Below are 21351 nucleotides of genomic sequence, written 5' to 3' on the forward strand. Positions count from 1 at the left end.
AGCGTCATTTTTATTATTCAGTTTTGGCTCCCTCTCCTTTGGAGAGGGTTGGGGAGAGGATTATTCATATAGAAATGCAGTCAAAGGACTTGAAGCCATTGCTCGATTATGTTGTTGCGCGATTTTTGCTTCAAATGCTTTTCGGCCTGCAATAACAGCTTCTCTAAAAGCCTTTGCCATCAGTATTGGGTTTCCTGCAACGGCAATCGCAGTATTTACTAAAACTGCATCAGCTCCAAGTTCCATTGCCTTAGCAGCATCAGAAGGTGACCCAATTCCGGCATCTATAATTACTGGAACTCTACTTTGTTCAATTATGATTTCTAAAAAATCGATAGTTTTCAATCCTTTATTACTCCCAATGGGCGAGCCCAAAGGCATCACCGCTGAAGTTCCGGCATCTTCCAAACGCTTGCACAAAACCGGATCCGCATGAATGTAAGGCAAAACAATAAAACCCATTTTAGCTAATGCTTCCGTAGCTTTTAAGGTTTCAATCGCATCAGGCATTAAGTATTTTGGATCAGGATGAATTTCTAGTTTTAGCCAATTGGTTTCTAATGCCTCACGGGCTAATTGTGCGGCAAAAATGGCTTCTTTGGCATTTCGTGCTCCGGAGGTATTGGGTAATAAATTAATTTTCGGGTGTTTCAGATGTGCTAAAATGGCATCTGTTTCAGTTTCTAAATCAATACGTTTTAAGGCTACGGTTACTAACTCGCTCCCGGATGCTAAAATGGCTTCTTCCATTTGTTTATTCGAACCAAATTTTCCTGTGCCTAAAAACAAGCGGGATTCAAAGGTTCTGTCTCCTATTTTAAATGGTAACATATAATTTGTGGTTAAGTTGATTGATAAGTTGCGATGCATTTTCGGTTTGTGTAATCAAACCGGAAACGGCTATGCCGTGAATTCCAGTTTTCATTAGACTTTCTACATTTTCAAGTGTGATTCCTCCAATGGCATAAATAGGGATTTGGATGTTTTTTGCCTTCATTCGACCGATAATCGACCGATAGCCTTCCAATCCTAAAATCGGACTTAGATTTTGTTTGGTCGTTGTAAATTGGAATGGACCCAGGCCAATATAATCACAATTTTCGGCTGTTCTTTGAAGCACATCTTCAAAAGTATTTGCGGTGCCTCCAATGATTTTTGTTTTTCCTAAAATGAGTCTTGCTTCTTCAACGCTCATGTCACTCAAACCTAAATGAACTCCATCCGCATCCAATTGTTTTGCTAAGTAGACGTTGTCATTGATGATAAAAGTGGCTGAATATTCTTTGCATAACATTTTTACGGTTTCCGCCAACGTGAAAGTATCATCTGAATAATTTTTTTTGAATCTCATTTGTATCCATTCGCAACCATTATCCAATGCTTTGTGGATGTTATATAATTGTTCTTCGACTGTATTTCCTTGCGAAATGTATTGTAATTGGTTATGCATAATGGTATCCTAATTTGGTTTGGTTAGATTGTAAATAGGTTTCTGTATATTTTTTGGCATTAGTACAGGCAGTTTTCAGGTCTTGTTCTAAAGCTATATTGGCTGTAATGCCTGATGATAATACGCAGCCGGAGCCATGTTTTTCGAAAACTGAAGCATTTTTTGCCGCAAGCCTGAAAATTTCATTTTCCAGATATAAATAATCAACGCCTATTTCGTCTGGATTATGACCGCCTTTTAGTAAAACGGCGCAATATTCCGAAAGGTTTTCTGCGATTGTTTCTGCATTAATTTCTTCCGAAGACAATTGTAAAATCTCATCGTAATTGGGCGTTATCAAATCAATTTCTTTCAATATTTCAATCAAAAAAGCTTGGTTTTTGATGCTTATAAAATCGAATTCGGTAGTGGATTTCAGAATGGTATCCCAAACAATTTTTGTTTTTGGCGAAAGCCTTTTCACGGTAAAAACAATTTCTTTTAAATAATCCAATGAAGGAACAATTCCAATTTTTACGGCTTTGATACTATATTTTTTGAATAACATTTCTAATGAACGCAAAACAAAATTCAAGTCTGTCCATTGCATTTCGAAGAACTCATTTTCGGTTTGAATGGTATTTCCAGTATTTACTGCAAAACCATAAACATGATGTTGCTCGAATGTTTTCGCATCGGCCAAAATCCCTGCGCCTCCGGAAGGGTCAAAGCCTGCAATTGTTAATACGAAAGAACGATTTGCTGACATAGTTTATAATTTTCTATTGGGTTATTGCTGTTCCAAATGGTACCTAAAAGCGCCACATCATCAAAATCATATTTCAATGCAATCTTGATTCTCTCGAATGTAATTCCTCCTACTGCAATCAGTGCAGTTTTGGTATTATTTCTTTGTTTTAATTCTTTTTCAAAATCAATATCCGAAATGTAATTTGTTTTGGAAATACTTTCGAAAACGGGCCCGAAAAACGCATAATCGAAAACATCAGATAATTTTTCAAAATCAGCCATTTTGTGAATGGAAGTACAGAGTGTGAATCTATTTTCTTTCCATTTTTTTAAACTTTCTTCAGACGTTTCATTTCGTTTTTTTTCTGTAAAGTGAATGCGACGTATTCCAAACTCTACGGCCAATTGATGATGACTGTGTAAAACCAAATTTTGTCTATAATCCGATTTTATTTCAAACAAGAAAGCTTTCATTTTTGCTACAGAAAAATCTGGTTTTCGAATATGAAATAAATCCATTCCATTTTCGAAAAGAAGATTTATAGTGCTGATTTCATTCTTTATAAGAGTGGGATTGGAAATAACGATCATTTATTTAGCTATAAATTTCTTTTCCGCTTTGTACAAATTCCTGTGATTTCGCTTGCATGCCTTTTTCGGCTTCGGCAACGTCACGAATTTCCTGTGAAATTTTCATAGAACAGAATTTGGGTCCGCACATAGAACAAAAATGGGCGACTTTTGCACCATCTGCCGGTAATGTTTCATCGTGGAATTCACGCGCCGTATCTGGATCTAAAGACAAGTTGAACTGGTCCTCCCAACGGAATTCAAAACGCGCTTTACTTAAGGCATTGTCACGGTATTGTGATCCCGGATGACCTTTGGCCAAATCAGCGGCATGAGCGGAAATCTTATAAGTGATTACACCGTCTTTCACGTCTTTTTTGTTGGGTAAACCAAGATGTTCTTTTGGAGTAACATAACACAACATTGCACAGCCATACCAGCCAATCATGGCAGCTCCAATGGCAGAAGTGATGTGGTCATAACCTGGAGCGATATCAGTTGTTAATGGGCCTAAAGTATAAAAAGGAGCTTCATCACAATGTTCTAATTGTTTGTCCATGTTTTCCTTAATCATGTGCATGGGCACGTGACCAGGACCTTCAATAAATACTTGAACGTCGTGTTTCCAAGCGACTTTTGTCAGTTCTCCAAGTGTTTCCAACTCGGCGAACTGCGCAGCATCATTTGCATCGGCAATAGAACCAGGTCGTAAACCATCTCCTAATGAGAAAGCTACGTCATACTGTTTCATGATTTCGCAAATATCCTCAAAATGAGTGTATAGAAAGTTTTCTTTGTGGTGAAACAAACACCATTTTGCCATGATAGAACCACCGCGTGAGACAATTCCGGTAACGCGGTCAGCCGTTAAATGGATGTAACGCAATAAAACGCCCGCATGAATAGTGAAGTAAGAAACACCTTGTTCCGCTTGTTCAATTAAAGTATCGCGGAATACTTCCCAAGTTAAATCTTCGGCAACGCCATTTACTTTTTCCAATGCTTGGTAAATAGGCACCGTTCCTATTGGTACAGGAGAATTTCGGATAATCCATTCTCTGGTTTCGTGAATATTTTTCCCTGTAGACAAATCCATAATTGTATCAGCTCCCCAACGGCAAGCCCAAACCGCTTTTTCTACTTCTTCTTCGATAGTTGAGGTTACGGCACTGTTTCCGATATTGGCATTAATTTTTACCAAGAAGTTACGACCTACAATCATTGGCTCGCTTTCGGGGTGGTTGATGTTATTTGGGATAATGGCACGACCTCTGGCTACTTCGCTACGGACAAATTCAGGTGTGATTTTAGATTTTGGCGTATTTGCTCCAAAACTGTTTCCGCCGTGTTGGCATTGCATGGCTTTGGTTTGTTCATTTAACAACTCCAAGCGTTGGTTTTCACGAATGGCAATGTATTCCATTTCTGGTGTGATGATTCCTTGTTTTGCATAATACAATTGGGAAACGTTAGCTCCTTTTTTGGCACGCATGGGTTTGTGTAAATATTCGAAACGTAAGTGATCTAGCTTTTGGTCATTCAAACGGGATTTTCCGTATTCGGATGAGATTTCAGATAATTCTTCCACATCATTACGGTCCAAAATCCATTGTTCGCGAATGCGTGGTAATCCTTTTCGAATGTCGATTTCAATATTTGGGTCGGTGAATGGGCCGGAAGTATCGTAAACGGTTACCGGTGGATTTTTTTCTATTCGTCCGTTGGATAATTTAGTGTCAGCCAAGGTAATTTCTCGCATTGCTACTTTTATGGGATGAATGGTTCCGTCTACGTAAATTTTTGTAGAGTTTCGGAAGGGAGTTCTTGAGATTTTTTCTTCGTTATTCATGTTTTTTAATTGAAAGATTTAAGAATTAAAAAATTGAAAGATTTAAGAGAGGTATTTGATGAATATTTTAATTCTTAAATCTTTCAATCTTTAAATTAAAATGTTTATCCTCCTTGAGTAGCAGAGATGATGAGGATGTCGTTATTTTCTTGTATAGGATGGGAATTCCAGTTGGATTTTGGAATCACGGTATTATTAATGGCTACAGCAATTCCGTTTTGTTTTTCGGGAATTTCCAAGTCAAGAAGTGCCTGAACAGTTAGACTGTCAGTTGCAAAATGTTTTGTTTGATTGTTGATTTTGAGCTCCATTCCTTTTGAATTTAGTATATAGTTATACTTTAGGAATGGCTACAATGACACATAAATGTGCGCGGAAGTCATCTTACTTTTCCCTACGCTAGTATGAACTAGATCAGGTTCAGAGGGTAATTCTCAGCCTACAATGTTGTAGACACCCCTAAAGTGTGAAGCAAATGTAATAGTTTTTTTGTTTAAAGTTTCAGATTTAAAGTTTTATTTGTTAATTTTTTAAAGATGAAAACGGATTGCTCATTACTCTTTCTTCCAGCAATTTGCTACGTGATCATCAACCATTCCGGTGGCTTGCATGTGCGCATAAACCACCGTAGAACCCACAAATTTGAATCCGCGTTTTTTTAAATCTTTGCTGATTTCATCCGAAAGTGGTGTGGTTGCAGGAACTTCTTTTAAGGATTTTCGGTTGTTTTGAATTGGTTTTCCCTCGGTAAATTTCCAGATGTAATTAGAAAAACTACCAAATTCGTCTTGGACTTTCATAAATGCAACGGCATTAGAAACAGCTGCGCGAACCTTCAATTGATTGCGGATAATTCCCGCGTCAAGGAGTAATTCTTGAATTTTATCTTCGGTATAAAGAGCGATTTTTTTATAATCAAAATCATCAAAAGCTAGTTTGAAGTTTTCTCTCTTTTTAAGGATTGTAATCCAACTTAGTCCCGCTTGGAAAGTTTCCAAGATTAAGAATTCAAATAATTTTTGGTCCTCATAAACTGGGACTCCCCATTCTTCATCATGGTATTTTTCGTAAATATCAATTCCAACGCACCATTTACATCTTGTTTTTTCTTCCATGTTTTATTCTTTTTCAGAGGCTAAATAGTTTTTTATAACATAATGACCCAAGTATATCAATGGCGTCAAGAGAATGGCAATTCCGAGTTTAAAAGTATAGCCTGTTAATGCAGATGTGATAAAAGTATCAAAGTTAATTTTACCGGGTAACCAAAAAGCGATTCCCAGTACAATAAAAGAATCAAATAATTGAGAAATTATAGTGGAACCTGTTGCTCTAAGCCAAATTTTATTATTTCCTGTACGGTTTTTGAAAAACCAAAAGATAGTTACATCAATCAATTGTGAAACTAGAAATGCGATGATACTTCCAACGATGATCCACATACTTTGCCCAAAAACTGCAAAAAATTGGTCGTCGTTTACCGGACTTATTCCTTTTGCTGCGGGAATACTTATGGCTAAAAACAAGAGGATAAAAGCATAAGCAATTAAACCGGCTGTGATTAAAGACAGTTTTTTTACTCCTTTTTCTCCAAAATATTCATTTATTAAATCGGTGGTTAGGAAAACGATAGGCCAGGGTAAAATACCGATACTCATTACAAATGGACCTATTTGTATCAGTTTTCCACCGATGAGTTCTGCGGTAACGGCGTTAGTAATGAAGATTCCTGCTAGAATAACAAAGACAAGTTCTTTTTTGGTTTTAAACATAAAAAAAAATTAGTATTCAAATTTAGGGTTTTATTTTTAAAAGAAAAATCCCATCTCATTTTTTCAAATAAGATGGGATTTTATATAAATTCGGATTGTGAAATTTACTAATGTGATTTCGTTCCTCGCAATAAATTATCCTAAAGTAACTCTTTTGAAACCTGTAATCTCAACGTTGAATCCTTTAACATAATCGCTAACTTTTTTACTGTCATCTTTGATGAAGTTTTGATCTAATAAGGCTTTCTCTTGATCTAAAGTAGTATTGTCAGAGATGAAACGTTGAACTTTTCCAGGGATAATTTTATCCCAAATTTGTTCTGGTTTACCTTCAGCTTTTAATTCAGCTTTAGCATCCTCTTCAGCTTGTTTTAAAACTTCTTCAGTTAATTGAGAGAAAGAAATGTATTTAGGAACATTTTTCAATGTTTTTCCTAAACGTTTTGCTTCTTCATTTTCTTTTTCGATGATAGCAATACGAGCAGCAAGTTCAGACTCAACAAAAGCAGGATCAAAATCCTTGTAAGATAATGTATCAGCTCCCATTGATGCTACTTGCATAGAGATGTCTTTAGTTATAACGTCACCATTAGCAATTGGTGCAGATATTGCAGTTAAAGCAGCAATTTTGTTAACGTGAACATAAGATCCAACGAAAGCACCTTCTAAAATTTCAAAACCACCGATTTCAATTTTTTCTCCAATTACTCCAGTTTGCTCGATTAGTTTTTCAGCAACAGTAATTCCGTTGAAATCTGAAGCTAAAAATTCCTCTTTAGAAGAGTAGTTAATCGCTCTTTCAACTAATTCTTTAGCTAAAGTTACGAAAGCTTCGTTTTTACCTACGAAATCTGTCTCACAGTTTAAAGTGATGATAGCTCCTTTAGTTTTGTCTGCATTAATAAAAGATACAGCAGCTCCTTCAGAAGATTCACGGTCAGAACGGTTAGCAGCTACTTTTTGTCCTTTTTCTCTAAGGTTTTGAATAGCTTTGTCAAAATCTCCATCAGCTTCAACTAAAGCCTTTTTACAGTCCATCATTCCGGCACCTGTAGTTTGTCTTAATTTATTTACGTCTGCAGCAGTAATTGTTGCCATAATTTTTTTATTTTAAAGATTAAAAGATTGAAAGATTTAAGGATCTTATTATTAATTCTGCAATCAATAATTTTTAATCTTTAAACCCTTCAATCTTTAAATTTATTTTATTTATTCTTCAGTTGCAGTAGGAGCAGCTGATTCAACAGCAGGAGCAACCTCAGCTACTTCAGCAGCAGGAGCAACAACTTCAGCAGTTGCTTCACCTTCTTTGTCAGAACCTCTATCAGAAAGTCCTTCAACAATTGCAGCTGTTACTAAAGATAAAATTTTATCAATTGATTTAGAAGCATCATCGTTAGATGGGATTACGAATTCAACCTCTCTTGGGTCAGAATTGGTATCCACCATTGCGAAAACTGGAATGTTTAATTTTTGAGCTTCTTTTATTGCGATATGTTCCGCTTTGATATCAACTACGAACAATGCAGCTGGTAGTCTAGACATGTCAGCGATTGAACCTAAATTTTTCTCTAATTTAGCACGAAGACGATCTACTTGTAAACGCTCTTTTTTAGAAAGGGTCATGAATGTACCATCTTTCTTCATTTTATCAATAGTAGCCATTTTTTTAACAGCTTTACGGATAGTTACGAAGTTAGTTAGCATTCCACCAGGCCATCTTTCAGTGATGTAAGGCATGTTTGCAGCTTTTGCTTTTTCAGCAACGATGTCTTTTGCTTGTTTTTTGGTAGCAACGAATAATATTTTTCTACCTGATGCCGCGATTTTTTTCAAAGCTTCATTAGCTTCTTCAATTTTTGCTGCAGTTTTATATAGATTGATAATGTGAATACCATTACGCTCCATATAAATGTAAGGAGCCATGTTTGGATCCCATTTTCTAGTCATGTGTCCGAAGTGAACACCTGCTTCTAGTAAGTCTTTTACTTCTACTTTGTTTGCCATTTTGTTCTAGTTTACGTTCTGTTGATTAGCAATGAATAAATGGCGGTTTCTCGGCTTTATACATTTAGATGCTAAACTATTTCCTACCTCAGTAGGAGAGCAACAACAACTTTGTTTTTTAAATTCAATAATAAATGAACGATGTCTTGTCCCATTTGAACAAGACAGGTAATATTAACGTTTAGAGAATTGGAATCTCTTACGAGCTTTCTTCTGACCGAATTTCTTACGTTCAACCATTCTTGGATCTCTTGTTAATAAACCTTGTGGTTTCAATATCCCTCTGTTTTCAGCATTTACTTCACACATAACGCGTGCCAATGCCATTCTTACAGCTTCTGCTTGACCAGTTGAACCACCACCGTAAACGTTAACTTTTACGTCAAAGTTGCTTACGTTTTCTGTCATAGACATAGGTTGTAATACTTTGTACTGTAAAGTTGCAGTTGGGAAGTACGTTTCGAATGCTTTTTTGTTTACAGTGATTACTCCTGTTCCTTCTGAAACATAAACACGTGCAACAGCGGTTTTTCTTCTACCGATTTTGTGAATAACTCCCATTACTTAAGATCGTTAAGGTTAACTGTTCTAGGTTTTTGAGCGCCTTGTTTGTGCTCTGATCCTACAACAACATTTAAATTTCTAAAAAGTTCAGCACCTAACTTGTTTTTAGGTAACATTCCTTTTATCGCTTTTTCAACTAGTAATGCAGGGTTTTTTGATTGCAATACTTCAGCAGTTAAAGTTCTTTGTCCTCCAGGGTAGCCAGTGTGACGGATGTAAGTTTTTTCTTTCATCTTGTTTCCTGTAAGGTTGATTTTTTCTGAGTTGATAACAATTACGTTATCTCCACAGTCAACGTGCGGTGTATAACTAGCTTTGTATTTACCTCTAAGGATCATTGCGATCTTCGAAGCCATACGACCTAAGTTATGCCCATCAGCGTCTACAACAATCCACTCTTTTGTAACGGTGGCTTTGCTTGCTGATTGTGTCTTGTAGCTTAATGCGTCCATAATATTATTTTAATTAAACATTCCATCCCCAATAAAGGGGTTGCAAAAGTACAATTAATTATTTTAAATACAAATACCTTAAAAGATTATTTTTTTTTGTTTTAGTGCTGATTATCAAATGTATATTTAAAATATTTTTTGATTACTAAATTTATTAATCAGCAGCTGTAGCTATGACAAGTTTTGATTTGATTTTTTTTATACATTTATTGAATATTCCTTATTTTTTACATGTAAATTTTATATTATATTGGCTATTTTTGTCCATTACCTAGTTAATAATCTAATTATTTCTATCTTGTGCCTATTTTTACCTTATCAATTACACTAAATATTTCTCCATGAAAGCCAAAGCTACATTAAAACAAATCGCAAAAGAACTTAATGTTTCTGTTTCAACAGTTTCAAAAGCGCTTAATGATAGTCCAGAGATTAGTGATTTAACTAAAATAAAAATCAAAGAATATGCAAAACTTAAAAATTACAAACCGAATGTAATTGGTCTGAATCTAAAAAACAGGAAGACAAAAACGATTGGGGTGATTATTCCAAATATTCTAAATTCCTTTTTTGCCAAAGTATTTAGTGGTATTGAGAAAATCGCTGATGAAAAAGGATACAATGTCATTATGTGTATCTCTAACGAATCTGCAGAAAAAGAAGCGCATACGCTGGAAATGTTAAGCAATGGAACCATTGATGGATTTATTGTTTCCGTTTCCGAAGAAGCGCAAAAAAATCAAGATTACGAGCATTTTTCTGCAATCATTAATGATGGAACTCCCATTGTTATGTTTGATCGAATTGCAGACGGAGTTGATTGTGATAAAGTAATTGTAGATGATTTTGATTCTGCTTTAAATTCTACACAACATTTAATAGACTTGGGCTGCAAAAATATCGCTTTGTTGTCTTCTATTGATAATTTAAGTGTTGGAAAACTTAGAGCTGATGGGTATCTTAAAGCATTGGAAAATAATAATATTCCTGTGAATTTGAATATAATTCTTAGAACAGATTCTGAAGAGGATTTAAAAGATAAAATCGAGAAAGTTTTTGAAAATAAAATTGACGGTATTTTTGCTTTGGATGAAAATGATTCAGTAGCAGCTTTGCGTATCGCGCTTAAAAAAGGATTTAAAGTTCCGGAAGATATTTCAATAATTGGTTTTGCCGATGGAATTCTCGCTTCTCGAAGACTCTCTCCAAGTTTAACGACTGTAAGTCAACACGGAATAGAAATAGGTGAAGTAGCCGCTAAATTACTTATTGACAGATTGGAATCTAAAGAAGAGCATGTTCCTTATGAAACTATTGTTATAAAAACAAAATTGAAAGAGAGAGAATCAACAAGAAAATTGTAGCAACTCATTTATAATAAACACAAAAAATCTCTAATCGTTTTTGAATGATTAGAGATTTTTTTTTGAATACAATAAAATATAATTTTAATGTGCTTCCAGCCAATCTTTTCCCGCACCTAGATCAACATCCAAAGGAACATCTAACTTGAAAGCATGTTCCATTTCGTATTTTATCATCGGTTTAATTTTTTCGAGTTCATCATTATGTACATCAAACACAAGCTCATCGTGAACCTGAAGTAGCATTTTACTTTTCCAGTTTTCAGACGTGAGTTTTTCATGAATATTAATCATCGCAATTTTGATAATATCTGCAGCGCTTCCTTGTATTGGTGCGTTTACCGCATTTCGTTCTGCACCACCGCGAACAATGGCGTTTTGTGAATTGATATCTTTCAAATAACGACGACGTCCTAATATTGTTTGCACATAACCATTCTCTCTTGCAAAATCTATTTGTTCCTGAATGTAGGACTTCAATCTTGGATAAGTTTGATAATATGCCTCAATTAAATCAGCGCTTTCTTTGCGGGATAAGTTAGTTTGATTACTCAATCCAAAAGCCGAAACCCCATATATAATTCCAAAATTTACCGTTTTGGCATGACTTCGTTGCTCGCGAGTCACTTCTTCAAGCGGTACATTAAATACTTTTGAAGCCGTAGATTTGTGAATGTCTTCATGATTTTGGAATGCTTTAATCATGTTTTCTTCCCCGCTCAATGCAGCAATTACACGCAACTCTATTTGAGAATAATCGGCAGAGACTAAAGTGTAGTTCTCATCTCGGGCAACGAATGCTTTTCTAATCTGTCTTCCACGTTCGGTACGAATCGGGATGTTTTGCAAGTTGGGATTATTCGAACTCAACCGACCTGTTGCCGCAACGGTTTGCATATAATCGGTATGAATTCGGTTTGTGATTTTGTCTACTTGATTGGGTAAAGCCTCGACATAAGTATTTTGTAATTTTACCAATTGTCTCCAATCAAGAATGTCTTTTACAATTGGGTTTTCGGCGGCTAAATAACTTAAGATTTCCTCTCCAGTTGCATATTGACCGGTTTTTGTTTTCTTTTGTTTTACGCCTCCAATTTTTAATTTATCAAATAAAACATCACCCAGTTGTTTCGGGGAAGCCAGATTGAATTTCTCTCCAGCAGTTTCGAATATGTTGGCTTCTAATATTTTGATGTCATCTCCTAATGTTTGGGACAGTGATTTTAAGAAATCTACATCTACACGGATTCCTTCTTTTTCCATATCTGCCAGAACTTTTACTAATGGAATTTCGATTTCCTCAAAAAGTTTTTTAGTTCCGGTTTTGTCTAATTCCAAAGTGAATATTTCCTTGAGTTGCAAAGTTACATCAGCATCTTCAACGGCATATTCTTTTATTTCTTCCAGTTCAACATCACGCATTGATTTTTGGTTTTTTCCTTTTTTACCAATTAACGTTTCAATGGATTGAGGCGAATATTTTAAATATGTTTCCGATAAAATATCCATATTATGACGCATATCCGGATTGATCAGATAATGGGCAATCATCGTATCGAATAGTTTTCCTTTTACGGTAACATTGTAATTAGAAAGAATCTTTAAATCGTATTTTAAATTCTGACCAATTTTCTCAATATTTTCATTTTCGAAAAAAGAAATAAACTTTTCTAGTAAAGTTTGTGCTTCCTCTTGATTTTCCGGAAAAGGAACATAGAATCCTTTTCCTTTTTCATACGAAAATGAGATTCCCACTAATTCGGCATGCAAAGCATCAAGTCCGGTTGTTTCTGTATCAAAACAAACAGAAGACTGTTTTTGTAAATTTTGCAACAGCAGTTTCAATCCTAAATCACCTTGAATTATCTGATAGGAATGTGCAGTATTTTCTAAATTATTATAATATTGATGGCGTGTTTCTTCTGAAGAATCATCTTGGATGGCACTTCCAAAAAGTTCGAACTGTTCTTCGTTTTTAGGTTGTGGTTTTTTATACAGTTTAGTTTCGTCAACCGGATTGCTGTTGGCGGTTGCACTTCCGCCTTTTTTGAATATGGCGTCAAATTGTTCTGCCATTCTACGGAATTCTAATTCATTGAATAGCGCATCTGTTTTTTCGACATCTGGAGTTGATAATTCATAATCGATTTCATCAAAAATAACAGGGCAATCTAAAAGAATGGTAGCCAGAGTTTTGGATAACAATCCTTTTTCCTTGTTGGCTTCAATGTTTTCTTTCATTTTTCCTTTGAGCTTGTCCGTATTTGCCAAAAGATTTTCCATGGTTCCAAATTCCTTCAGCAGTTTCTTGGCCGTTACTTCGCCTACGCCAGGAAGTCCAGGAATATTATCGGCTGCATCACCCATCATTCCAAGAAAGTCAATTACTTGATCCGGTCGTTCAATTTCAAACTTTGCCAAAACTTCTGGAATTCCCCAAATTTCTATCCCATTTCCCATTCTGGCAGGTTTGTACATGAAAATATTTTCAGAAACCAGTTGTGCAAAATCCTTATCTGGTGTAACCATGAAGACTTTGTAGTTCTGTTTTTCTGCTTGTTTGGCAATTGTACCAATTAAATCATCAGCTTCATATCCTTTTACTTCAATAATAGGAATATGCATGGCTTTCAGTAACTCTTGGATATAAGGAATAGCAATTTTTATGGCTTCTGGAGTAGCATCGCGGTGGGATTTATACTCAGGAAATATATCATTTCGTAACTGACTTCCGCCATTATCAAAAGCAACGGCTAAATGATCTGGTTTTTCTCTTTTGATTACATCCATTAAGGAATTCATAAATCCCATAATGGCTGATGTGTCCATTCCTTTTGAGTTGATTCTTGGGTTTTTTATGAAGGCATAATAGCCACGAAAGATTAAAGCGTAAGCATCTAGTAGGAAAAGGCGTTTTTGTTGTGACATGAATTATGGTTTTTGTAAAGTTTTCAAAAGTACAAAACTTGTTATATAAAGGAGTGCAGGATTGCAGGATTTGTTCCAATTTCAGTTGAAATTTACATATTCGTGCTAAGCAGCAATCTTGTGGCTTTTGTAAAAAGAACTCCTTTTAATAGAACTAGAGGTTAAATTAAATACGTATAAATAGCTAAAAAGAAAAGAGTATCACAATAAAAATAGTAAGTTTTTTAATATGATTAAGACACAAAAAGTGTATTTAATCGATTATATGTGTTTTTAATCGATTATTTAAATGATTTTTTTTATTTTTAAGTCTTATATTCACTCAATAAATTTGTTATGAAAAAAAATTACGCCGCTAAAAAGGTATTACAAGCCTGTTTGTTAATTTTTATGACAATAACAACAAATGTGTTCGCACAGGTAGGAATTGGAACTACTACTCCGAATGCAAGTTCTGTCTTAGATGTGTCTTCTACAACTCAAGGATTGTTAGTTCCGAGAATGACAACGGCACAGAAAATTGCAATTGCTTCTCCTGCTAATGGATTAATGGTTTATGATACTGATTTAAAACTTTTCTCTTATTATGATTTACCTGCAACTACTTGGATTAATAGTGCGCAAGGGAGATCGAAGTTTAAGAGAATTAAATCGACAGATGTCTTGGCAACGGTTTTAGCTGCAGAAAAAACTGCTGGTGGAAACACAAAATATCTCTTGGATTCTCAAACACTATATGAAATAAATGGAACTATTATGGTAGATTTACCTATTGAGTTGAATAATGCTTATGTGGTAGGTTTAGACTCTAATGATGATAAATTGATTAAATCATCTGGAGATCTTTTTGTAGGTACAACAGGAGGATCTATAAGGGTATTAACTTTGGTCGCTTCTGCTGGAAATGTTTTTAATATTGTTGGTACGGGTTCAATTGGTGCGGGAACACAAACTCAAAATCTTGTTTTTAGAGATTGCATTGTTGCAAGTTCAGCTAGTGTTGGTAAAATTGAAAATTTCGCATTAGTATTTGTTAGTATTGTACAGTATGCTGGAAATGCAACAGGGATTGTATATAAAGATATCAGTAAATTACTTTTGAGTAATATGGGTTGGTTTGGTACTAATTCGGGAACTTATGAAACGTTTCAAGGCACTTTTGGTTTGGTTGAAAAAACGGGAGGTTTTAGTGAAGTAGTAGGCACTAAAATTGGTATCGATGTGTCTTCTAATCCTACAATTACAGGTGATGCGCTTATGAGCGAAGTGGTTTTTACAGGAGCTTTAACTACAGGGCAATATGTAAAAGGATATACAAGTGGAAACTATTCGGGATATAATTTTAATAATAAATGGGAAGTTAACTGCCCAGGAATTCCTGTTGAAGATGACGACGTTGCAGTAGGGGATGCTAATTGCGATTTTGGATTAGGTGGTGGTGCCGGAACTACATTGAGTGGTACTCCAACCAAAGTGGTTGCTACTACGACATCAAATAATTTATTTAGGTTTTCCAGAGGAGGTGTTGATAATAGATTACAATATTTAGGGAATAAAAAAAGATTTTTTAAAATAAGTGGTGCTTCTTCTTTTCAAGCAACTGCAAACACAACATTATATATATTTTATGTTGCGAAAAATGGTGTAGTAATCAATCAGTCTAAAATTTATGTAAGTTCCAACTCAACGACTGACGTACTTGCGGTACCTTTTCAGACAATTGTGGACCTAGCACCAAATGATTATGTTGAAGTTTATGCTCAGCGATATGTTGGGGGAGGTTATGGATCAGGTAATATATTGACTGTGTCTATGAATCTTATTGTAAATTAAAGTACTTGGTTTAGTTTTTAGTCAGCAGGAAAGGTTAGTGTGATTGAACATACTAACCTTTTTTGTTTTCGTACTATTAAATCATGACTTTTTTATTTTTAGTTAAATTTTGATTAATATCAAGAGATGCTATGTTCTTAATTTGTTATTTTGTATAAAATTTGATTAAAATGATCTTTCGTATCGTATTCTTGTGCTTAATCCTTCTTGTTATTGAGCTTTATACTTTTCAAGTATTAAAAACTTTGATAAAATCAAAGCCAATTTTGTTCTCCATTCAGCTCATTAGCATCGTAGTCTTAGTATATATTGTTTATTCGATAATGCAATTTGACCGAAACGTTGGTCAAACCCAACACATGATGGTAATCATGGGTTTGCTGCTGATTGTTTACGTTCCAAAATTAATTTTGACTCTTGTGTTAATGGGAGAAGATATCTTTAGATTGGGTGCAGGAACCGTAAATTATTTTGTAGATTATGACAAGAGCACGGATTTCCTTAATTCCAGACGAAAATTTGTCAGTCAAATAGGGTTAGGATTAGCGGCGGTTCCTTTTCTATCTTTGATTTATGGTGTGACGGTTGGGAAATACAATTATAAGGTAATTAAACAACGCATTTTTTTTCCTGATTTGCCGGAAGCTTTTGATGGTTTTACAATTACTCAAATATCGGATGTTCACAGCGGAAGTTTTGACAATCCTGAAAAAATTAATTACGCGATTGATTTGGTTAATGAGCAAAATTCAGATTTAATTCTGTTTACGGGTGATATTGTAAATACTGATGCCAAGGAAATGCGTCCTTGGATAGAAACGTTCAATAGAATTAAAAAACACGAATATGGCAAATATTCCGTTTTGGGGAATCATGATTATGGCGAATATGTAACTTGGCCATCAGAAGCTGCAAAAGAGGATAATTTTAAAGCTATAAAGAGTTTATATGGAGAAATTGGTTTCAATTTATTACTGAATGAACATACCTTTATCGAAAAAGGAGATGCCAAAATAGCATTGGTTGGTGTCGAAAACTGGGGTCATAACTTCAAGCAGGCCGGAGATTTGAATAAAGCTGCGGGAACGTTAAAGAAAGAAGACTTCAAGATTTTGATGAGTCACGATCCTTCACACTGGGAGCACATTGTGCAACATGATGAGAAGCATTATCACCTCACGCTTTCGGGTCATACACATGGAATGCAGTTTGGTATCGAAATTCCGGGCTATTTCAAATGGAGTCTGGCACAGTATGTTTATAAACAATGGGCTGGTTTGTACGAAAATCTAGGGCGATACGTTTATGTAAACAGAGGATTTGGTTTTCATGCCTATCCTGGTAGAGTAGGAATTATGCCGGAAATAACGGTCATTGAACTAAAAAAGGGTACGAATGTGGCATAATACGTTAAAAATGCTACATTTGTAAAATAAATATCTCTTTTTAGTGAATTTAAAAATTAAATTTTTGGTTTTATGTCAAAATTTGGAGAACTTATAAATACTCAAGTACCTGTGTTAATTGATTTTTACACGGAATGGAATGAACCATCAGTTTCTATGCATCCTGTTATCAGAGATGTAGCAGCAGCTCTTGGCGATAAAGCAAAAGTGATTAAAATTGATGTGGATAAAAATCAAGAATTAGCGGATGCTTTACGTATCAAAGGTTTACCTACATTGATGATTTACAAACAAGGTCAAATGATCTGGAGACAATCTGGAGAATTAGATGCCAATACCCTTATTGGAATCGTTCAGGAGCAATTGTAAAATTGATTTTGGATGTCACAAAACAGCACAATTAAAATTATTTTCTTTTAAAAAATCCAATGTTTTTGGCAGAACGTATTCAAGATTTTTGAAGGCTTTTATACTGTCGTGAAACACAATAATACTTCCAGGTTTTATATTTGACAGCACATTATCCAAACATTTTTCTTTAGATATTGTTGTGTCAAAATCAGCGCTAAGTACATCCCACATAATTATTTTGTACCCTAATTTCCGTATGGCTTTTGATTGAGCCGTTTTTAATTTGCCATAAGGCGGACGAAATAGTCTGGATTTTAGATTTTGATTTGTGTTTTTGTCAATCGTTTCTTCGCATCGTGCAACATTTTCAATATAATCTTCAGTAGAAGTATTCCAGCCATTTAAATGATTAAAAGTATGATTTCCTATGGAATGACCTTCTTTGATTACTTTGTGGAATATTTCGGGATACTTGGAAATATTTTCTCCAATACAAAAAAAAGTAGCCTTCAAGTTGTATTTTTTTAATTCTTCCAAAACCCATGGTGTAATTTCTGGAATAGGTCCGTCATCGAATGTGAGATACACGGTGTTTCCTGTATTGGAAACATCCCAAGTATAATTAGAAAATATTTTTTTGATGATCCAATTTGTCTTGATCCAGTAGAATTTCATTTTTTAGTTTTAAAAGTAAAAAAAAATAGCGACATTTTTCAACGTCGCTACCTTTTCTAATTGCTATTCAAGATTACTCTTTTTCTCGTTCAAAACGTTCAAACATCTTAATGTATGTGTTGAATGTAATTTTATGTTTATTGTAAAAATCAGTATCTCCATTTCCTTTCATGACTTGCAAAAGGCTTCTGTAGCGCTCAATATCAGTGATTATAGGAATGGCAATACTGCTTTGTTCAGATGATTTAAGATTGCCATAATAGTTCAGGTTCTCTTGATATTTATTTACCAGTTTATTTAGTAATTGTTGCGCTTTCACTTTGTCACCAATTTTATAATAACCGTCAGCAAAAGGTTCTACTAATGAATAATAGCCAAAATATTCCAAAGGCATTTTTGTCATCGCTAAATCGATAATATTTTTTGCCTTGTCGTTTTTGCCTTCAACAATCAACTGATTCATTAGTCTTGAAAGGTTACTTCTGTACGTTATACTGTTTTTACGGGTTTCAGGGTCGTGATAAATTTTCGGACTTTCGCTATTGCCCCAATCCCATTTCATAACTTTAGCATACATTTTATCAGAGTCTATTTGTCCCATTTCAAGAGGACCGCCGTCTTTAGGGATAGTTGTTTTAATAGGGACTAATTTGTATACCATACCTTCCAGTTGAAGGTACTCTTTCATCCAGATATAATCTTCGTTATCAAATGCGCCTCCGCTGAAATAAATAGGTCGTTTCCAGTTATTATTGGCAACAATATCCAGCATCATTAATCTGTTTTTGTACAATGCATTTTTGCTGATATCCAAATCAATATAAGGCACAATAGAATCGTTGTATTTAGCAGAAACAACTTTATTTTGTATAATGATGTTCTTGTCAACTGGAATTCTTATTTTATTGGTTGGATAAAAATGAATAGTTTGACCGTTTTGCATATCAACCGTAGATTTAGGGTTTTTTATGAAACTAATGAAATCTTTTATATCCCAACGACTTTCAACTTTTGGAATGTGAGCTACATAATCCAGTTTATCTCCTACATACTGATCGTGAGTAAATGAAATAGGTAATGGATCTGACTCGTATGTTTTGGTTTTCATTTGATCGATATACCAATCTGTCATGAATAAACTAGTATTTACAATTTTGACATCCGTTCTTACTTTTTCAATTTCTTGGGCGTACCAAAGCGGGAACGTGTCGTTATCGCCAATGGTAAATAAAATAGCATTAGGATCACACGAAGTAAGGTAGGCTTTTGCCATGGCTACAGCAGTATATTTTCCTGAACGATCATGATCATCCCAGTTTTGAGCAGCCATAAGTACAGGTGCAGCCAGTAAACTGGCGCAGATAACTATTGGGCCGGCAATTTTTGGAGCTAAATATTTTTGGATACTTTCATATAAGGCATAAACTCCAAAACCAATCCAGATGGCAAACACGTAAAATGAGCCGACTAAAGCATAATCTCTTTCTCGTGGTTCAAAAGGTCTTTCGTTTAAGTATATTTTCAGTGCTATTCCGGTAAAAAGGAATAAAGCGAGTAATACGTAGAAACTTTTTAAATCCTTATTAGCATGATACATTAAACCAATTAAACCAAGAATAAATGGTAAAAAGAAATATACATTTCGACCTTTATTATTAACCACATCAGAAGGTAGGTTGTCTTGACTTCCTAAATGCAGTTCGTCTATAAAGGATATTCCGCTGAGCCAGTTTCCGTCCAGGTAATCGTATCTTCCTTGAACGTCATTTTGACGGCCAACAAAATTCCACATTAAATACCTCCAGTACATATAACCAAATTGGTATTCAACCATAAAACCTAGATTGTCAGCAGTTGAAGGTTTTTCAATCAATAAATAATCACCATAACTTTTTAGAAACTTTACGTAACCTTCATTGTCAATTTGATTTTGAGCATAAGCTTGTCTGAACTCATTTATGATTTTTTCAGTTTCATTTTTCAGTTGTGCAATTGCTTTATTATAATCTTCCTCGCTTAGCTGACTAGGGTCAATTCCGTACTTCGCAAGATCGTCTTCGTAAGGATAATTAGGATTTAACCTAAACTCTGGCGGATTCGTGAAATTCATATAATTTTCAATATGATCGCCACTCCACATTCTTGGTAAGATAGTTTTGTGATTGTCATCCGTATTTTGCTCCGCATTTTTGAAATTATTTACAATAACATATTTGCCTGTTTTGTAATCTCTTTCGTAATTGGGTGCTTTGTCCAGATAAGGATTATCTTCATCAAGGCCTGAAAAAGCTTCGGTGTATTGAGGTCCATAAAACAACGGATTTACACCGTATTGTTCTCTGTTGTAGTAGGCTAAAACTTCACGCGCATCAGAAGGTTTATTCTCATTAATTACGGTATTGGCGTTAGCACGTATAGGCAGCATGGTCCAAGTAGAAAATCCGATTAGGATAAAAAGAACACATAAAATTAAAGTGTTGTAAGTTGCCAAGCCTTTGTTATTGGTGTATTTTAAACCAAAATAAAACAAAGCTGCCAGTAAAACAGTAACAAATATAGTTCCGGAGTCAAACGGTAATCCTAAGCTATTCACCATAAATACTTCGGTTTTACCAAAGAATCCCATAGTTATAGGAAGGAGTAGTTTGAATATAAAAAGTAAAATAGCGATTACGATTACATTCGCTAGCAGAAAGCTTTTGATGGTAACAACTTTGTAGTTTTTGAAAAAGTACAAGAAACCAATTGCGGGAATGGTTAACAAAGCCATGAAGTGAACTCCAAACGAAAGTCCAACAACAAGCGAAATAATTAATAACCATTTGTTTCCTCTTGGCTTATTCATGTCCTGTTCCCAGCGTAATCCGAGCCAGAATAATAAAGCAATAAATAAGGAAGCCATAGCATAAACTTCGGCTTCAACTGCATTGTACCAAAAACTATCAGAGAAAGTGTATGCTAAAGCACCTACAAATGAACTCCCTAATATTACAATCTCATTATTTTTATTTGGTTCTGAAAATCGGGAAACTAATTTTTTCAAGACCATCGATGAAGACCAAAAAAGGAAAAGAATAGTAAATGCACTTGAAAATACAGACATCATATTCACCATCAAGGCAATTTTTGTTTCATCTCTAGCAAACATGGCGAAAAAAGCACCAATCATTTGGTATAATGGAGCTCCCGGCGGATGACCAACTTCTAATTTTGCTGCTGTGGCAATATATTCTCCACAATCCCAGAAACTCATAGTAGGCTCAACAGTCAAAGTGTAGGTTAATAATGCGATTCCAAATGTAAGCCAACCAATAATTGTATTCCATTTATTAAAATTGAATGCTGCTTTATCCATGTACTAAAATTTAATTTAATTGTAAGTTACAAAGAAAATGTTTTTT

Annotated in this window: 19 protein-coding genes and 1 riboswitch; of the genes, 4 read left to right on the forward strand and 15 right to left on the reverse strand. The window is 34.8% G+C overall.

Annotation, left to right across the window (positions count from 1 at the left end):
* Positions 1 to 60: 60 nt before the first annotated feature.
* The 12 genes from BC952_RS03875 to rplM form a co-directional block, all read right to left on the reverse strand.
* Positions 61 to 831 (reverse strand): thiazole synthase, encoded by a 771-nt coding sequence (locus BC952_RS03875; protein ID WP_121364321.1) that lies wholly within the window; start codon positions 829 to 831, stop codon positions 61 to 63.
* Positions 818 to 1450: a thiamine phosphate synthase gene (locus BC952_RS03880; RefSeq protein ID WP_121364322.1), complete on the reverse strand. Its 633-nt coding sequence runs from the start codon at positions 1448 to 1450 to the stop codon at positions 818 to 820. The genes BC952_RS03875 and BC952_RS03880 overlap by 14 nt, the downstream gene beginning before the upstream one ends.
* Positions 1443 to 2198 (reverse strand): hydroxymethylpyrimidine/phosphomethylpyrimidine kinase, encoded by a 756-nt coding sequence (locus BC952_RS03885; protein WP_121364323.1) that lies wholly within the window; start codon positions 2196 to 2198, stop codon positions 1443 to 1445. The genes BC952_RS03880 and BC952_RS03885 overlap by 8 nt, the downstream gene beginning before the upstream one ends.
* Positions 2171 to 2770, reverse strand: coding sequence for a thiamine phosphate synthase (locus tag BC952_RS03890; protein ID WP_121364324.1), 600 nt, complete (start codon positions 2768 to 2770; stop codon positions 2171 to 2173). The genes BC952_RS03885 and BC952_RS03890 overlap by 28 nt, the downstream gene beginning before the upstream one ends.
* A gap of 4 nt (positions 2771 to 2774) precedes the next feature.
* Positions 2775 to 4598: a phosphomethylpyrimidine synthase ThiC gene (gene thiC / locus BC952_RS03895; protein WP_121364325.1), complete on the reverse strand. Its 1824-nt coding sequence runs from the start codon at positions 4596 to 4598 to the stop codon at positions 2775 to 2777.
* A 104-nt stretch (positions 4599 to 4702) separates the two neighbouring features.
* Positions 4703 to 4909, reverse strand: a complete 207-nt coding sequence (thiS, locus tag BC952_RS03900) for a sulfur carrier protein ThiS (RefSeq protein WP_121364326.1) — start codon at positions 4907 to 4909, stop codon at positions 4703 to 4705.
* 63 nt (positions 4910 to 4972) lie between these two features.
* Positions 4973 to 5069, reverse strand: a riboswitch (TPP riboswitch).
* Between the two features lie 83 nt (positions 5070 to 5152).
* Positions 5153 to 5713, reverse strand: coding sequence for a DNA-3-methyladenine glycosylase I (locus tag BC952_RS03905; RefSeq protein WP_121364327.1), 561 nt, complete (start codon positions 5711 to 5713; stop codon positions 5153 to 5155).
* Positions 5714 to 5716: 3 nt separating this feature from the next.
* The gene (locus tag BC952_RS03910) at positions 5717 to 6370 is read right to left on the reverse strand and encodes a queuosine precursor transporter (protein WP_121364328.1); all 654 of its coding nucleotides are present in this window, start codon (positions 6368 to 6370) and stop codon (positions 5717 to 5719) included.
* 135 nt (positions 6371 to 6505) lie between these two features.
* On the reverse strand, positions 6506 to 7468 hold the full coding sequence (gene tsf / locus BC952_RS03915; RefSeq protein WP_121364329.1) for a translation elongation factor Ts: 963 nt from the start codon (positions 7466 to 7468) through the stop codon (positions 6506 to 6508).
* A gap of 111 nt (positions 7469 to 7579) precedes the next feature.
* Positions 7580 to 8377 carry a 30S ribosomal protein S2 gene (gene rpsB / locus BC952_RS03920; RefSeq protein ID WP_121364330.1) on the reverse strand — a complete coding sequence of 266 codons (798 nt, stop codon included), beginning with the start codon at positions 8375 to 8377 and terminating at the stop codon, positions 7580 to 7582.
* 174 nt (positions 8378 to 8551) lie between these two features.
* Positions 8552 to 8938, reverse strand: a complete 387-nt coding sequence (gene rpsI, locus BC952_RS03925; protein WP_121364331.1) for a 30S ribosomal protein S9 — start codon at positions 8936 to 8938, stop codon at positions 8552 to 8554.
* A complete protein-coding gene (gene rplM, locus BC952_RS03930) occupies positions 8938 to 9393 on the reverse strand; it encodes a 50S ribosomal protein L13 (RefSeq protein ID WP_066080505.1) in 456 nt (151 codons plus the stop codon). Before rplM ends, rpsI begins: the two co-directional genes overlap by 1 nt.
* A gap of 341 nt (positions 9394 to 9734) precedes the next feature.
* Between rplM and BC952_RS03935 the strand changes: the two genes are divergently transcribed.
* The gene (locus tag BC952_RS03935) at positions 9735 to 10757 is read left to right on the forward strand and encodes a LacI family DNA-binding transcriptional regulator (protein WP_121364332.1); all 1023 of its coding nucleotides are present in this window, start codon (positions 9735 to 9737) and stop codon (positions 10755 to 10757) included.
* A gap of 84 nt (positions 10758 to 10841) precedes the next feature.
* Here BC952_RS03935 and polA read toward each other — a convergent pair whose 3' ends face one another.
* Complete coding sequence (gene polA, locus BC952_RS03940; protein ID WP_121364333.1) at positions 10842 to 13685, reverse strand: DNA polymerase I; 2844 nt, start codon at positions 13683 to 13685, stop codon at positions 10842 to 10844.
* A 336-nt stretch (positions 13686 to 14021) separates the two neighbouring features.
* Between polA and BC952_RS03945 the strand changes: the two genes are divergently transcribed.
* The 3 genes from BC952_RS03945 to BC952_RS03955 all read left to right on the forward strand — a co-directional run bounded on the left by BC952_RS03945 (position 14022) and on the right by BC952_RS03955 (position 17293).
* A complete protein-coding gene (locus BC952_RS03945) occupies positions 14022 to 15518 on the forward strand; it encodes a hypothetical protein (RefSeq protein WP_121364334.1) in 1497 nt (498 codons plus the stop codon).
* A 170-nt stretch (positions 15519 to 15688) separates the two neighbouring features.
* Positions 15689 to 16924, forward strand: a complete 1236-nt coding sequence (locus BC952_RS03950) for a metallophosphoesterase (protein WP_121364335.1) — start codon at positions 15689 to 15691, stop codon at positions 16922 to 16924.
* 72 nt (positions 16925 to 16996) lie between these two features.
* Entirely contained in the window at positions 16997 to 17293 is a 297-nt protein-coding gene (locus tag BC952_RS03955; protein WP_091165834.1) for a thioredoxin family protein, read from the forward strand.
* A 15-nt stretch (positions 17294 to 17308) separates the two neighbouring features.
* Here BC952_RS03955 and BC952_RS03960 read toward each other — a convergent pair whose 3' ends face one another.
* Positions 17309 to 17950, reverse strand: a complete 642-nt coding sequence (locus tag BC952_RS03960; protein ID WP_121364336.1) for a polysaccharide deacetylase family protein — start codon at positions 17948 to 17950, stop codon at positions 17309 to 17311.
* Between the two features lie 73 nt (positions 17951 to 18023).
* Entirely contained in the window at positions 18024 to 21305 is a 3282-nt protein-coding gene (locus BC952_RS03965) for a glycosyltransferase family 117 protein (RefSeq protein WP_121364337.1), read from the reverse strand.
* Between the last annotated feature and the right edge of the window lie 46 nt (positions 21306 to 21351).

The organism is Flavobacterium limicola, from assembly GCF_003634755.1.
In the GTDB taxonomy this organism is placed as follows: Bacteria; Bacteroidota; Bacteroidia; order Flavobacteriales; family Flavobacteriaceae; genus Flavobacterium; species Flavobacterium limicola.

Bases quoted from the DNA above. Each gene is read 5' to 3' on its own strand.
- BC952_RS03875 (WP_121364321.1), bottom strand. From the start codon at position 831: ATGTTACCATTTAAAATAGGAGACAGAACCTTTGAATCCCGCTTGTTT.
- BC952_RS03880 (WP_121364322.1), bottom strand. From the start codon at position 1,450: ATGCATAACCAATTACAATACATTTCGCAAGGAAATACAGTCGAAGAA.
- BC952_RS03885 (WP_121364323.1), bottom strand. From the start codon at position 2,198: ATGTCAGCAAATCGTTCTTTCGTATTAACAATTGCAGGCTTTGACCCT.
- BC952_RS03890 (WP_121364324.1), bottom strand. From the start codon at position 2,770: ATGATCGTTATTTCCAATCCCACTCTTATAAAGAATGAAATCAGCACT.
- thiC (WP_121364325.1), bottom strand. From the start codon at position 4,598: ATGAATAACGAAGAAAAAATCTCAAGAACTCCCTTCCGAAACTCTACA.
- thiS (WP_121364326.1), bottom strand. From the start codon at position 4,909: ATGGAGCTCAAAATCAACAATCAAACAAAACATTTTGCAACTGACAGT.
- BC952_RS03905 (WP_121364327.1), bottom strand. From the start codon at position 5,713: ATGGAAGAAAAAACAAGATGTAAATGGTGCGTTGGAATTGATATTTAC.
- BC952_RS03910 (WP_121364328.1), bottom strand. From the start codon at position 6,370: ATGTTTAAAACCAAAAAAGAACTTGTCTTTGTTATTCTAGCAGGAATC.
- tsf (WP_121364329.1), bottom strand. From the start codon at position 7,468: ATGGCAACAATTACTGCTGCAGACGTAAATAAATTAAGACAAACTACA.
- rpsB (WP_121364330.1), bottom strand. From the start codon at position 8,377: ATGGCAAACAAAGTAGAAGTAAAAGACTTACTAGAAGCAGGTGTTCAC.
- rpsI (WP_121364331.1), bottom strand. From the start codon at position 8,938: ATGGGAGTTATTCACAAAATCGGTAGAAGAAAAACCGCTGTTGCACGT.
- rplM (WP_066080505.1), bottom strand. From the start codon at position 9,393: ATGGACGCATTAAGCTACAAGACACAATCAGCAAGCAAAGCCACCGTT.
- BC952_RS03935 (WP_121364332.1), top strand. From the start codon at position 9,735: ATGAAAGCCAAAGCTACATTAAAACAAATCGCAAAAGAACTTAATGTT.
- polA (WP_121364333.1), bottom strand. From the start codon at position 13,685: ATGTCACAACAAAAACGCCTTTTCCTACTAGATGCTTACGCTTTAATC.
- BC952_RS03945 (WP_121364334.1), top strand. From the start codon at position 14,022: ATGAAAAAAAATTACGCCGCTAAAAAGGTATTACAAGCCTGTTTGTTA.
- BC952_RS03950 (WP_121364335.1), top strand. From the start codon at position 15,689: ATGATCTTTCGTATCGTATTCTTGTGCTTAATCCTTCTTGTTATTGAG.
- BC952_RS03955 (WP_091165834.1), top strand. From the start codon at position 16,997: ATGTCAAAATTTGGAGAACTTATAAATACTCAAGTACCTGTGTTAATT.
- BC952_RS03960 (WP_121364336.1), bottom strand. From the start codon at position 17,950: ATGAAATTCTACTGGATCAAGACAAATTGGATCATCAAAAAAATATTT.
- BC952_RS03965 (WP_121364337.1), bottom strand. From the start codon at position 21,305: ATGGATAAAGCAGCATTCAATTTTAATAAATGGAATACAATTATTGGT.